The organism is Rhizobium sp. SRDI943 (genome assembly GCF_057653695.1).
Map to the genome: position 1 here is coordinate 3112650 of NZ_CM172787.1, position 12959 is coordinate 3125608.

Annotated in this window: 13 protein-coding genes; 8 read left to right on the forward strand and 5 right to left on the reverse strand. The window is 60.3% G+C overall.

The window, feature by feature from the left end; translation table 11 throughout:
* Positions 1–4: 4 nt before the first annotated feature.
* Positions 5–1684: a formate--tetrahydrofolate ligase gene (locus AC245Y_RS16045; RefSeq protein ID WP_012758495.1), complete on the reverse strand. Its 1680-nt coding sequence runs from the start codon at positions 1682–1684 to the stop codon at positions 5–7.
* Positions 1685–1843: 159 nt separating this feature from the next.
* On the opposite strand from AC245Y_RS16045, the gene AC245Y_RS16050 reads away from it, so the two are divergent.
* Complete coding sequence (locus tag AC245Y_RS16050; RefSeq protein ID WP_012758496.1) at positions 1844–2374, forward strand: TIGR00645 family protein; 531 nt, start codon at positions 1844–1846, stop codon at positions 2372–2374.
* Between the two features lie 82 nt (positions 2375–2456).
* Here AC245Y_RS16050 and AC245Y_RS16055 read toward each other — a convergent pair whose 3' ends face one another.
* Complete coding sequence (locus tag AC245Y_RS16055; RefSeq protein ID WP_244432226.1) at positions 2457–3830, reverse strand: hypothetical protein; 1374 nt, start codon at positions 3828–3830, stop codon at positions 2457–2459.
* Between the two features lie 181 nt (positions 3831–4011).
* Between AC245Y_RS16055 and AC245Y_RS16060 the strand changes: the two genes are divergently transcribed.
* The 3 genes from AC245Y_RS16060 to AC245Y_RS16070 all read left to right on the forward strand — a co-directional run bounded on the left by AC245Y_RS16060 (position 4012) and on the right by AC245Y_RS16070 (position 5868).
* Positions 4012–4182, forward strand: a complete 171-nt coding sequence (locus AC245Y_RS16060) for a hypothetical protein (RefSeq protein ID WP_244432227.1) — start codon at positions 4012–4014, stop codon at positions 4180–4182.
* A 452-nt stretch (positions 4183–4634) separates the two neighbouring features.
* Positions 4635–5360, forward strand: a complete 726-nt coding sequence (locus tag AC245Y_RS16065) for a helix-turn-helix transcriptional regulator (RefSeq protein WP_012758498.1) — start codon at positions 4635–4637, stop codon at positions 5358–5360.
* A 46-nt stretch (positions 5361–5406) separates the two neighbouring features.
* Positions 5407–5868: a PAS domain-containing protein gene (locus tag AC245Y_RS16070; RefSeq protein WP_012758499.1), complete on the forward strand. Its 462-nt coding sequence runs from the start codon at positions 5407–5409 to the stop codon at positions 5866–5868.
* 11 nt (positions 5869–5879) lie between these two features.
* Here the strand turns inward: AC245Y_RS16070 and AC245Y_RS16075 are convergent, their stop codons facing one another.
* The 3 genes from AC245Y_RS16075 to AC245Y_RS16085 form a co-directional block, all read right to left on the reverse strand.
* The gene (locus AC245Y_RS16075) at positions 5880–7010 is read right to left on the reverse strand and encodes a DUF2333 family protein (RefSeq protein ID WP_012758500.1); all 1131 of its coding nucleotides are present in this window, start codon (positions 7008–7010) and stop codon (positions 5880–5882) included.
* A gap of 148 nt (positions 7011–7158) precedes the next feature.
* Positions 7159–8232, reverse strand: a complete 1074-nt coding sequence (locus AC245Y_RS16080) for a hypothetical protein (protein ID WP_012758501.1) — start codon at positions 8230–8232, stop codon at positions 7159–7161.
* Between the two features lie 76 nt (positions 8233–8308).
* On the reverse strand, positions 8309–8911 hold the full coding sequence (locus AC245Y_RS16085; RefSeq protein ID WP_012758502.1) for a thymidine kinase: 603 nt from the start codon (positions 8909–8911) through the stop codon (positions 8309–8311).
* A gap of 236 nt (positions 8912–9147) precedes the next feature.
* On the opposite strand from AC245Y_RS16085, the gene AC245Y_RS16090 reads away from it, so the two are divergent.
* The 4 genes from AC245Y_RS16090 (at position 9148) to AC245Y_RS16105 (ending at position 12852) form a co-directional block, all read left to right on the forward strand.
* Positions 9148–10104, forward strand: coding sequence for a choline ABC transporter substrate-binding protein (locus AC245Y_RS16090; protein ID WP_012758503.1), 957 nt, complete (start codon positions 9148–9150; stop codon positions 10102–10104).
* A 72-nt stretch (positions 10105–10176) separates the two neighbouring features.
* Positions 10177–11022 (forward strand): choline ABC transporter permease subunit, encoded by an 846-nt coding sequence (gene choW, locus AC245Y_RS16095; RefSeq protein ID WP_017994845.1) that lies wholly within the window; start codon positions 10177–10179, stop codon positions 11020–11022.
* Positions 11019–12071, forward strand: coding sequence for a choline ABC transporter ATP-binding protein (gene choV / locus AC245Y_RS16100; protein ID WP_017994846.1), 1053 nt, complete (start codon positions 11019–11021; stop codon positions 12069–12071). Before choW ends, choV begins: the two co-directional genes overlap by 4 nt.
* A 31-nt stretch (positions 12072–12102) precedes the next feature.
* Positions 12103–12852, forward strand: a complete 750-nt coding sequence (locus AC245Y_RS16105; protein ID WP_026157443.1) for a HugZ family pyridoxamine 5'-phosphate oxidase — start codon at positions 12103–12105, stop codon at positions 12850–12852.
* The last annotated feature ends 107 nt before the right edge of the window (positions 12853–12959 follow it).

The window sequence follows — 12959 nt, forward strand, 5'->3', positions numbered from 1 at the left end:
GGCTCTAAAACAACCCCTCGATATAGCCCTGGTCGTTCAGGAAAATCCGTTCCGCCGACGGTGATTTCGGCAGGCCCGGCATCGTCATGATCTCGCCGGTGATGGCGACGACGAAGCCCGCTCCCGCCGAAAGCCGCACCTCTCGCACGGTGACGATGTGGCCTTCCGGCGCGCCGCGCAGGTTCGGATCGGTGGAGAAGGAATATTGCGTCTTCGCCATGCAGATCGGCAGCTTGCCGTAACCTTGCTCCTCCCATGTCTGCAACTGGTCGCGCACCGCCTTGTCGGCCGTCACTTCACCGGCATGGTAGATCTTCGAGGCGACGATCTCGATCTTCTCGAACAGCGAAATGTCGTCGCCATAGAGCGGCTGGAATTTCGCCTGCCCGGATTCGGCCAGTTCCACCACCTTGTGCGCCAGTTCCTCGATGCCGGCCGAACCCAGCGCCCAGTGGCGGCAGAGGATCGCCTCGGCGCCAAGCCTCGAGACAAATTCCTTGACTGCCGCGATCTCGGCGTCGGTATCCGAGACGAAATGGTTGATCGCCACGACGACGGGCACCCGGAAACGACGCACATTGGCAACGTGCCGGCCAAGATTGGCGCAGCCCTTCTTCAGCGCCTCGACATCCTCCGTGCCGAGATCTTCCTTCTTCACCCCGCCATTCATCTTCAGCGCCCGGACGGTCGCGACGATCACCGCCGCATCCGGCTTCAGCCCGGCCTTGCGGCACTTGATGTCGAAGAATTTCTCGGCCCCGAGATCGGCGCCGAAGCCCGCTTCGGTCACCACATAGTCGCCAAGCTTCAGCGCCGTCTTCGTCGCCGTCACCGAGTTGCAGCCATGGGCGATGTTGGCGAAGGGGCCGCCATGCACGAAGGCCGGATTGTTCTCTAGCGTCTGCACGAGGTTCGGCTGCATCGCATCTTTCAACAGCACCGCCATTGCGCCGTCGGCTTTCAGGTCTCGCGCTTGCACCGCCGTCCTGTCGAAACGATAGCCGATGATGATGTCGCCAAGCCGCCGCTCCAGATCCTTGAGGTCGGTGGCAAGGCAGAGGATCGCCATCACCTCGGAGGCGACGGTGATGTCGAACCCGCCCTGGCGCGGGAAACCGTTGGCGACGCCGCCGAGCGATGAGACCATGCTTCTGAGCGCCCGGTCGTTCATGTCCATGACCCGCCGCCAAGTGATGCGGCGGATGTCGATATTCTCTTCGTTGCCCCAGTAGATGTGGTTGTCGATCATCGCCGCCAGCAGATTGTGCGCCGATGTGATCGCATGGAAATCGCCGGTGAAATGCAGGTTGATGTCTTCCATCGGCACGACCTGTGCATAACCGCCGCCGGCCGCCCCGCCCTTGACGCCGAAGCAGGGGCCGAGCGAGGCCTCGCGGATGCAGACAACGGCTTTCTTGCCGATCCGGTTCAGCCCGTCGCCGAGCCCGACGGTGGTGGTCGTCTTGCCCTCGCCCGCCGGCGTCGGGTTGATCGCGGTGACGAGGATCAGCTTGCCATCCTTCTTGCCTGCTTGCGCAGCAATGAACTCGGCGCTGACCTTCGCTTTGTCATGACCATAGGGAACGAGCTGCTCGACCGGAATGCCGAGTTTCGCCCCGATTTCGAAGATCGGCTTTTTGGCCGCGGCGCGTGCGATTTCGATATCGGATTTGATGGATGGCATGGATGTTCCCCCGTCCGACCTCCGCGGGCGCGGAGCCGTTATTTTTCTCTTCATCGAGATAACGAAATATCGGCGGGGTGTGAATAGCCCCACGCCTTGCGGCCGCCACGCTGGGCGTTTATGTGGCGGACGACAATTGCGGTTTAACAGGCTGAAAACATGAAATCACTGGAACTCATCATCGAGCGCATCATCCTGTCGAGCCGCTGGATCCTCGTCGTCTTCTATATCGGCCTAGTAGCAGCACTCGCCGTCTATGCCGTTTCCTTCGCCTACAAGTTCCTGAAGATCGCCTCCGGCGTCTTCGAGCTTGACGAGGCGGAGATGATCCTTGCCATGCTCGGTTTGATCGACGCTGCCCTCGTTGCCAGCCTGATCGTCATGGTCATGATCTCGGGTTACGAGAATTTCGTCAGCCGCTTCGACGAGGCCAGCGAGGCCGACAACGAGGTCTCCTTCCTTGGCAAGCTCGATTCGGGCAGCTTGAAAATCAAGGTCGCCTCCTCGATCGTCGCCATCTCCTCCATCCACCTGCTGCAGGTCTTCCTCAATGCCGACAAATATGCGGACGGCAAGATCATGTGGCTGACCCTCATGCACCTCGCCTTCGTCGCCTCCGCCGTCATGCTCGGTTTCCTGGAGAAGCTGATGAGCGTCACGTCGAAAAATGATCTGAAGGATAAGGACTGACAGGCGTCACGAGGCGCCTTCGGAGCTTCAACAAGCAGCAGCCCGACGAAAACGCCGAGCTATGCTCTTTCGAGTCCTGAGATCAATTGACCGAAGCAGCAACAGGAACGATCTCTGCCTCAGCTTTTCTCGGGCATCGAAGGCTTTCCTTCGCCTCCGGCCCACAGACATGCAAGCCGGGCTCTTCATCATAGGGGATGATACCATTGATGATGCCAAGCTTGAGGGCCTCAGAAGGAAGTATGATACTTCCTCGCTCAGTTGAAGTAGCGGGCATCATCGTCTCGTATGTCTCGGCGCTCACGCCCATCTCGTCGAAATAAGCTAAAAATCTCGTATATTCAGCCGTCGTGGGCCTGACGATGCCGATTGCCGAATATCCGACCATCCGCGGCGTTCCGCTCATCAGGACAAGAGCGCAGCTCGAAAGACAGTACGCACGGCCGGCAAAGACTTCGCCCTCGGTCGGTCCGCTTTTGGCGATGCTGGCTTTGCAACGTGGATCCAGCTTTGGACAATTCGGCAACTGCGTTCTGCCAATCGAGGTTTCCTGACCTGCAGCGCGGATCATGCGCCCCATCACGAAAGCCGCATCCGTGTCCCCGCCATTAGATTGAAGGACGATCGGCAGCTTTCGTTCGCCGAGCGTCGTCAACATCGCCTTCAGCCGAGCCGGCGTATCCGGTGTGATGTCTCCGTCCGCAGAAATCCACTGCGTGCACTCTTCCTGGCAATTGCCATTGGACATCAGGAGGAAGTCCATCGGCCTGGTTTTGGGCAGTTTCTCGCTTGTCTCTGCAGCCGCTTCCTGTACGGGTGCCTCGGATACCGGCGTCTTAGATACAGGCGCCTCAGCCGCCACAGGCGCTTCGGCTGCCGGATGGCTGTGACAGACAGCCTCGGCCGCTGCATCCGGCGCGCAGAGCGGCATGCCGGGCCACTCATTGTAGGACAGCATGTCCGTAATGAGACCTATTCGAAGTGCCTCTGCAGCCGGTACGATATTGATGTTGTCAGGCGTAGCGCTCATCATCAGACCGACCACGTCTTCGCTGACGCCCATTTCCTTCAAATAGGCCGTCAAGGCAGCAGTAGCCTTCTTTCCAAGTTTGGTGGAACTGCTCTGCCCCGCCACCTTGCGTCCGACCTCCTTGCGGGAGATCTCCTTTTTCTTGCCGTTCACGATCTTGTATTCGATGCGATAGGAAACTCGCACCTTGTTGTAGACAGTCGTGATCTGGTGGACACCGATCAAGGCCCATTGCGACGAGACACGCGACGTACCGCCGACGAATGCCAGCGGACAAGCAGAAAAGCAGTATGCACCGGACGAATAGGTATAACCGACCGCGCTACCGTCCTTGGCAACAGCGGCTTGGCAGCGCGTATCCCCAACCGGGCAATCTTTGAGCCGCGTGCCGCCGACCGCCGTTTCCAGCCCGGCCTTGCGGATCATCCGGCCCATCGCATAGGCGGCATCGACGTCGCCGCCTTCCGAACGAAAAACGACAGGCAGTTTACGGCCGCCGATCTTCTTGAGGATCTTTCTGAGCCGCGCGGGTGTATCCGACGTTATCCGCCCCTCCGCCGATATCCATTCCGGACAGTTTTCCTGGCAGAGGAGACTGCGCACGAGGATGAAATTCATCGGGGGATGCGGCGCTGGCTTCTTTTCCTCGGCAGCCTGCGAGGTTGCCGCTCCGATCGGCAAGGTCAAAAGGAGAAAAACAAGTAACAATCTGGAAAATAGACACTTCACCAGAAAGGAAACTGCAAAGCGCACGATTAAATTGCCTCAGTTGTACTGAGCATAGGCTTAGCAAGTGGATTGACTGCCAGCAAGCCGGATTTCGCCGCCTGCTGCGGTCCTCTTATCTTTGTTCTCTCATCGCAATCCGGCTGAGATGGCGTCCCGCTGCGGCCGTGTTCGCGCAGATCACCCGCGCCGCCGCCAAGCGTTGCAGGTAGGCCGCCCCACCGCCTTTGCGCCGGTGCCGGAGAGATCCGAGCTCTTCCCCGAAACTCTCCCAAGTGATTCTCCCCTGCCCGGCTGCGCGAGACCGTTGCGATGCCGCCATGAGGGAACTCAACGATACCGCAACGCTATGTTTGCAACTCGAAACTCAACCGAAGCGCGAGCTACTGTGGCTAATTTTTCACAATTTGAATGAATCGGCTTGCGTTAGGTCAATTGGGGCTAGCATCCCGCAGATTTTCTGTATTTGATAGCGGTAACATTGGGGCTGCCGGGGGCGTACAAATGTCTTACATGACTACCTCTGAAAGACAGTCATTGCTTTCGGCAGAGCTTGCGACCGCACGAACGCGCAGCCTGTTTGCGCAGGCGCTCGGCAGGGTCTCCACAGCCTTCGGATTGTCGCATGCGACGCTAATGCACGCTCCCTCCCCCGAAGACCTCCTCCTGAAACCCCTGCTGATTGAGAGCTCGCTTCCTGTCGCCTATGTCAGGGATTTCGACCGCGCCCACATGATGCGCGGCTGCCCTTTCGGCGTAAGGCTGAGGCAGTCTGCTGTGCCGCCGGCATGGCACCTCAACGACGCCTCCAATGGTCAGGCTTTCCCCGCCGAACTTCGTGCCCTGATGCTGCGCCATGCCATACCGGCAGGCGTTGCCATGCCGACCATTGCAGCCGACGGCCAGCGCCTGGTCTTTTGGTTCTGCGGCGAGCGCGCCGCACTTGGCCAGAGTGAGACCAACGAGCTGGCAATGATCATTCTCCATGCACTTGATGCATACAATGCAGTCAAACGTAACGAGGAATGCGCGCATAACGCGCTATCAACCAGAGAACTAGAAGTTGTTCGCTGGACTGCCCAGGGCAAGACCTCGATCGAAATCGGTCAGATCCTCACGCTCTCGGACCATACGGTGAACGCCTATATGACGAACGCGATCAAAAAACTCGATTGCGTCAACCGGACCCAGTTGGTAGCTAAGGCCATTCGATTGAAGCTGATCAACTGAGGAATCAGAAGAGAGTCGGCACGTCGTCCCATGATCTGGGGGAATCGTGCCTCTTCACTTCGAACAGCCCGTCATTGACAAGACAGAACAATCCCGCGCCCACATCGGCATCACCGATGCGGAAGTCGTCCGGATGCTTGCTGCCTATCGTCTTTTCGGCTTCTGGCGCATCGATATCGAGACAGGACATTTCTTTGCAAGCGAGGATGTCCACGCGATCTTCGGCCTCCCCTATAGCGACGGCCCCGTCAACCTGACAGAGCTGATGTCGCGCATCCATGAGGAGGACCGCAGTCTGATCGCTCAGACCTTCGAAGAGGCGAGCCTTCACGGCGTCGGCTTCCATTTCGTCTATCGTGTCGACAACCGGCTTGGCGGCCACAAGCTGGTGCGCAGCGTCGGCCGCTTCCGAAACGATGAAAGCGGCGGCGGCATCGTCGGCATCACCTATGAATTCGTCGAGAAACTGCGCGTCGTCGGCTTCGAGGACAACACGATACCCCGTTGACTCCAGACGTTTTAGCGGTCGAGCACCGAGCGGATCTCGACGAGGTTCGAGCGCACCCTCAGAATATAGAAGCCCATGGTGGCGAGATGGCTCGGCATGATCCAGCCATCCTCGCGACCGTTCGAGATGATCGCCGGCTGGATGCGCAGGGCGGCCTGGAACTGCCGCGTCGTGCTGCCCCAGATCGCGCCGAGATTGCGTTCTTGCACCACCTGTGAGAAGTCGGCCTGCGCGGCGGTAAGGATGGCGTAGTAAGCATAGAGCTGGCCATAGGCGAACCAGAACCGGTCGTCGGCGCGGGTGTCGAACCAACCGCGATTGTGGTTTTCCGAGCGCTCGGCGAGCATGTCGGAGGTGCCGCCGAGATCGTTGGCAATGCGGTCGATGAACTGCATGAGGTTATCGGCGCGGCCGTCGAAAACGACATTGCAGAGGGCGAGATCGGTGTTGAACTTGCGCAGGCTGCCGACCGCGGAGCGGTAATAGGAAGGCGTTGGCGTTTTCGGCCCGAAGGGATTGAGCCCGAAATACCAGCTGTTTTCGTCGAACTGCAGATTGCCGCGCGCGCTCTGCAGGTCATTGTTGATGCCCGACGTGCCGCGCACGCGCCCAAGCGTATCGACAAGCTCCGCCGAAGTCCGTCGGACCGCCTGGTTGACGCCGCGCTGGAACGACGCCTTGTTGTCGAGAAAGGGCGTGTGATCCCAGTCGATGCCGAAGAAGCCCATCTTGTAGAGCAGCATGGAGGAGATCCATGCGTTCTGGTTGACATTGAAATCGGTCAGATCGGCCGCGACGTCAACGATCGCCGAGCGTTGGCAGGTCTTCGGCGCCGTCGCATTGGCGCCCTCGGCGACCGGCACTTCCTGTCCGGCGGCAACCTTGCGTTCGGAAAGCCGGTACTGATCGACAAAGGCGGTGTTGAAATTCGACCAGACCTGCGTCTGCCAGAAGAAATAACCATAGAGCACGACCAGCAGCGCCACGAACGCGATGACCGGCAGCCGGATCATCCAGCTCCGGCGCTGATACCAGCCGTGTGCGGCAAGAAAGGGCCAGAAGGCCCAGGCGGAAAACAGGCGGGCCCAACGGCCGATCGTCTGGCCGATCAGCCTGAAAAAACCGGCTATCCGGTCAAGCATCGTCGTCTCCTGTCAGGCGAGGCGAACATCGGGACATTGCCGTCCCGCTGCATCCCACATATGCGCTCGATGGGCCGAGCACAACACGAACCCTTCGATTTTCCAGAATGAAAGCATTGGGAGAGGGGTATTGCCCGCGCCCTGCTGGTCAGGAGCGCAGGAAAGGCCGGCTGAAACGGAAGGACCTGCGCGCCGTATCGATCAGAGGCGCTCCCGAGGTTTCCGGCGGCGGATCGGCATAGGTCGGGAACCTTCTAGCGAATTCGAGATCGGCACGGCTCTTGCGCCGCTCCAGATCCTGGGCGACCAGCATGCCCTTCTCGAACAGCCTGATCGGCGCAGCGATATCGGGGAACAATTCCGGCTTGATCCTCACCTTCATGCCCGGCCGGTCGGTATCGACCTGCGCCTGGTAGATGATCAGCCGCTCCTCCACGTCGATCAACAGCTTGCGCAACAGCGCGTTGCAGGCGGCGATCCGGCCGTTCAGCGAATCGACATAGGTCTGGAACAGGCCGATGAAGCGCTCACGCCGCTGGCTGTCGTCGCGCATCTCGTGCTCCCCGGCGGAAATCCGCTCGGCCTCCGCCTTCAGCGCCCGCCGTTCCGCCTCCATCTGCTCCCAATGCGCCCTGTTGCCATAGACGCCGATACGGCCCTGCGTCGTCAGCGCCTTGGCATTGAGCTCCTTCATCTTGAGGCGGGCGATATCGATGGAAACGACCAGCCGGCGCCGCTGCTCGACGATATCGACAAGGCTGAGTTCGGCTGCCTTGTGCCGTTCGGTAAGCGCGGCGCGCTGACTGGCGATCAGCCTGGCGAGCGCGTCCGATTTCGTCAAAAGATCGAGCAGCCGCTCGATGACGGGCGCCTCGCGCACGCGTTCGGTGTACATGCGCCACATCCGCTGGCGCGACACCCAGCCGGCCATCTTCTCACGTAGCGTCAGCCCCCGGAAACTGTCGAGATCGGCAGAAACCTCGGCCGTCAGCCGGTCGAGGCAAAAGACCAGCTCGGCCAGTTGGGCGTCGAGCGCCGCAGCATCGGCGATATGGGCCTGGAAGCGGGCATTCTGCTCGAGGAAGACCTCGTCGGCTGATCGTGTTTCGTCGCCGCTGAAGGCGCTGATCGCAGCCACGCAATAGGCCCCCTCGGCCGCAATCCTCTCGGCGAGGCTGCCTGCGGCTTCATACTGGCTGTCGAATGACGGGGGTTTGCGCACCTGATCTCTCCAGGGAATCTCCTGCCCCCAAGCTAGTCGCTTGCGGCGCCAAAGAAAACAGGCAGCATCGCCGGCTTTAGACCGGCTCGGCGATCCAGGCACCGTTCATCGCGTCGTCCCAGTGCCTGCGGCAGAGCGAGACATATTTCTCATTGCCGCCGACATCGATCTGCGCGCCTTCGTGCAATACTTTTCCTTTCGCGTCGAGCCGCACAACCATCGTCGCCTTGCGCCCGCAATGGCAGATCGTGCGCACCTCGCGCATTTCGTCGGCGATCGCCAGCAGTTCCTGCGAGGCCGGAAACAGCTTGCCCTGGAAATCGGTTCTCAGCCCGTAGACCATCACAGGGATACCGAGCCTGTCGACGACGCGGGCAAGCTGCCAGACATGGACAGGCGTCATGAAATGCGCCTCGTCGACGAAGATGCAGGAAATCGGCGCTCCGTCTCCGCTCAGCGTCGCGACCAACCGAAACAGATCTTCATGCGGCTCGAAGGGAATGGCGCTCGCCTCCAAGCCGATCCGCGAGCCGATGACGCCTCGGCCGGCGCGCTCGTCGAAGGCGGCGATCAGCTGCACCGTGCGCATGCCGCGCTCCTGGTAATTATAGGAGGCCTGCAGCAGCATCGTCGACTTGCCGGCGTTCATCGTCGAGTAGTTGAAATAGAGTTTTGCCATCCGATTTCTCCTTGATCGGCTTATTGAAAGCTTGGAATGGCAAAGAAAAGCCCTGAGGGAGCGATAATCACAGGAATCCGGCTCGAAAACCGCCGAAAGCCCCGGAAACAAGGCATTGCGAAAAAATCCGCGGACGTCGCAATCGCATGGGTCGATACGGCGCAAACGCACTGAGGTCGCTTGTCAAACTCGGTTATTGATGGTTGGCTTGGGAACTTAAAGACTGGGAGTCTAAAATGAAAACAACAAGCACGTTCAAACTCGTTACCGCAACTGCCGTCGCCGCCCTCTCCGTTGCGACCGCCGCCTTCGCCGCCGATCCCGACAGCTGCTCCACCGTTCATTTCTCGGACGTCGGCTGGACGGATATCACCGCCACCACCGCCACCGCATCCATCGTCCTGAAGAGCATCGGCTATCAGACCGACGTCAAGGTTCTCTCCGTGCCGGTCACCTACACCTCGCTGAAGAACAAGGACATCGACGTCTTCCTCGGCAACTGGATGGAGACGCAGGAGAAGGACGTTCGTCCCTATCTCGACGACAAGTCGGTCGAATCCTTCGGCCCGAACCTGGTCGGCGCCAAGTACACGCTCGCCACCAACGCCAAGGGTGCGGAACTCGGCATCAAGGACTTCAAGGATATCGCCGCCCACAAGGACGATCTCGACGGCAAGATCTACGGCATCGAGCCCGGCAATGACGGCAACCGCCTCGTCATGGACATGATCGAGAAGAACGAGTTCGACTTGAAGGATATGGAAGTCGTCGAATCCTCCGAACAGGGCATGCTCGCCCAGGTCGCGCGTGCCGACAAGTCAGGCAAGCCCGTTGTTTTCCTCGGCTGGGAGCCCCACCCGATGAACACCAACTTCAAGCTGACCTACCTCACAGGCGGGGACAAAGTGTTCGGCCCCGACTTCGGCGGCGCCAAGGTCTTCACCAACGTGCGTGCCGGTTATCTCGACGAATGCCCGAATGTCGGCATGATGTTGAAGAACCTGAAATTCTCCCTCGACATGGAGAACCAGATCATGGGCAAGATCCTCAACGACGGCAAGGAGCCGGAGGCTGCAGCTTCCGAATGGCTGAAGGCGAACCCCGCAGCGCTCGAACCCTGGCTCGCGGGCGTCAAAACCCGCGACGGCAGCGGCGAGGCTCTCGCGGCCGCCAAGACCGGCCTCGGCCTCTGATAATACGAACGGGGCGGCTCGCCGCCCCGCTTCATTTTTGTCCGATTGTTGTTTTTCTGGATGGGCGCACCCTTGAATTGGATCACCGAATTTAAGATTCCCGTTGGCCCCTGGGCCAAATCCTTCGTGGACTGGCTGACCTCGAACGGCGAGTGGTTCTTCAACCAGATCGCCTTCCTGCTGTCGAGCGCTATAGATGGCCTGCTCTTCGTGCTGCAGAAGCCCCATCCGCTGATCGTCATCGCGGCCATTACCGCCATCGCCTTTTGGCTGCGCCGGTCGATCGCAGTCGCCGTCTTCACCTGTCTCGGGCTGCTGCTGATCGTCAACCAGGACTATTGGAAGGAAACGACGGAGACTCTCGCCCTCGTGCTCGCCGCCACCTTCGTCTGTATGGTGATCGGCATTCCGCTCGGCATTGCCGCCGCCCGCCGCCCTTGGGTCTATGCTGCCATGCGCCCGATACTCGATCTCATGCAGACCATACCAACATTCGTCTATCTGATCCCGGCGCTCATCCTGTTCGGCCTCGGCATGGTGCCGGGCCTGATCGCCACCGTCATCTTCGCGATCCCCGCCCCGATCCGGCTGACGCGCCTCGGTATCATCTCGACGCCGCCGTCCCTCGTCGAAGCCGCCGTCGCTTTTGGAGCGACGCCGATACAGGTCTTGCGCAAAATCGAGCTTCCCTTCGCCACGCCGCAGATCATGGCGGGTCTCACCCAGACCATCATGCTATCGCTGTCGATGGTCGTCATCGCCGCCCTTGTCGGCGCTCCCGGGCTTGGTGTGCCCGTCGTCCGTGCGCTGAACACCGTCAATATCGCCAAGGGCTTCGAGGCGGGCTTCTGCATCGTCATCCTGGCAATCATTCTCGACCGGATGTTCCGCACGGCGGGTGAAGGAGGCGCTGCATGACCGCGGTAAGCTTTAACAATGTCAGCATCATCTTCGGCGATCGGCCGGAAACCGCGCTTGCCATGGTCGATCAGGGCAAATCGCGCGACGAAATCGGCGCCGCGACCGGCTTGGTGCTCGGCGTCGCCGATGCTTCGTTGACGATCGAGGAAGGCGAGATTCTGGTGCTGATGGGCCTTTCCGGCTCCGGCAAGTCGACGCTGCTGCGCGCCGTCAACGGGCTCGCTCCCGTGGTGCGTGGCGATGTCGCCGTCTCCACGACCACCGGCCCCGTCAACCCTTACAGATGCAATGCCAAGGCTCTGCGCGATCTGCGCACGCACACCGTCTCCATGGTGTTCCAGCAGTTCGCCCTTTTGCCTTGGCGCACCGTCGCCGACAATGTCGGCTTCGGCCTCGAACTCGCCGGCATGCCGGAAGCCGAACGCAAGCTCCGCGTCGGCGAGCAGCTTGAACTGGTCAACCTGACAAAATGGGCAGGCCGCAAGGTCAACGAGCTTTCGGGCGGCATGCAGCAGCGTGTCGGCCTTGCACGCGCCTTTGCCACCGGCGCCCCGATCCTGCTCATGGACGAGCCGTTCTCGGCGCTCGACCCATTGATCCGCACCCGTTTGCAGGACGAGCTCCTGGAGTTCCAGCGGCGGCTAAAGAAGACCATCCTCTTCGTCAGCCACGATCTCGACGAGGCCTTCCGCATCGGCAATCGCATCGCCATCATGGAGAGCGGCCGCATCATCCAGTGTGGGACGCCGCACGACATCGTCAAGAACCCCGCAGACCAGTATGTCGCCGACTTCGTGCAGAACCTCAATCCGATCAACATGCTGACGGCGGCCGACGTCATGCAGCCAGGCCTCGGTCAGACTGCCGCCGGCATGAGCGTCAGCGCCACGGCCCGCGCCGCGACCCCGCTCATCGATATCCTCGATGCCCTTGCCCGCCAGCCGGGCAGTATCGGCATCGTCGAAAACGGCGCGATCGTCGGCACCATCTCGGCTCAGGATATCGTTGCCGGCCTCACCCGCCACCGCCGCAAGCAGGAAGCTTGATGTTTTCCATCCGCTTTGTCACAAGGCGGATATGAAAGATCAGCCCTCGCCCTTACGCGAAACCGACGACGATGCCCGCAAGCTTGCCCGCGTGCTTCTGCGCTCCGCACGATACGCGGCGATTGCCGTTCTCGACCCAGAGACCGGCTTTCCCTTCGCCAGCCGCGTGCTCGTCGCCACCGATATCGACGGCACCCCCGTTATCCTGGTTTCGCAGCTGTCGGCCCATACCAGGGCGCTCGCCAGCGACCCGCGCGCCTCGCTCCTGACTGGCGAGCCCGGCAAGGGCGATCCCCTCGCCTATCCTCGTCTGACGACCCAGTGCAGGGCAGAACCCGTCGAGCGCAGCAATCCATGCTACGCGCGGATCCACATGCGTTTTCTCGCTCGCCACACCAAGGCGAAGCTTTATATCGACTTTCCTGATTTCCTATTCTTCCGTCTCAAGCCTGAGCAGGCCAGCCTCAATGGCGGCTTCGGCCGCGCCTACCAGCTGGATGGGAACGATCTCGTAATCCAGTCGGCCGCGAATGAGGCGATTGCCGTCGGGGCGGCAGAAGCAGTGCGAGATTTAGTAGAACGCCACCCCGACGTCGAGGAAAGCCTCGCTATCAGGCTAAAGGCGCCGGAATCCGGCTCTTGGCGCATTTGTGGTATCGATTCCTCAGGTTTCGACATGATTTCCGGCGATTTGCTGCTGCGATACGAGTTCGAAACCCTCGCTGTGGATACCGATCACATTTGTTCAAACATGTCTAAAATAGCATACTCGATACCTTAAATTTAGGTATATACAATCTTCGAGCCCAGTTGCTAGTTTTTGGTGTCAGTCAAAATCCCGGCTGGCGGCCTGCGCCAACACGCTTGATGTACGTTTTGCATTAGGAA

What these genes read in the sequence shown, in the direction of transcription:
- AC245Y_RS16085 (WP_012758502.1), bottom strand. Translation starts at nt 8,911, where the DNA reads ATGGCAAAACTCTATTTCAACTACTCGACGATGAACGCCGGCAAGTCG.
- AC245Y_RS16050 (WP_012758496.1), top strand. Translation starts at nt 1,844, where the DNA reads ATGAAATCACTGGAACTCATCATCGAGCGCATCATCCTGTCGAGCCGC.
- AC245Y_RS16065 (WP_012758498.1), top strand. Translation starts at nt 4,635, where the DNA reads ATGTCTTACATGACTACCTCTGAAAGACAGTCATTGCTTTCGGCAGAG.
- AC245Y_RS16060 (WP_244432227.1), top strand. Translation starts at nt 4,012, where the DNA reads ATGAAATTCATCGGGGGATGCGGCGCTGGCTTCTTTTCCTCGGCAGCC.
- AC245Y_RS16090 (WP_012758503.1), top strand. Translation starts at nt 9,148, where the DNA reads ATGAAAACAACAAGCACGTTCAAACTCGTTACCGCAACTGCCGTCGCC.
- AC245Y_RS16055 (WP_244432226.1), bottom strand. Translation starts at nt 3,830, where the DNA reads ATGATCCGCAAGGCCGGGCTGGAAACGGCGGTCGGCGGCACGCGGCTC.
- choV (WP_017994846.1), top strand. Translation starts at nt 11,019, where the DNA reads ATGACCGCGGTAAGCTTTAACAATGTCAGCATCATCTTCGGCGATCGG.
- AC245Y_RS16105 (WP_026157443.1), top strand. Translation starts at nt 12,103, where the DNA reads ATGAAAGATCAGCCCTCGCCCTTACGCGAAACCGACGACGATGCCCGC.
- AC245Y_RS16075 (WP_012758500.1), bottom strand. Translation starts at nt 7,010, where the DNA reads ATGCTTGACCGGATAGCCGGTTTTTTCAGGCTGATCGGCCAGACGATC.
- AC245Y_RS16045 (WP_012758495.1), bottom strand. Translation starts at nt 1,684, where the DNA reads ATGCCATCCATCAAATCCGATATCGAAATCGCACGCGCCGCGGCCAAA.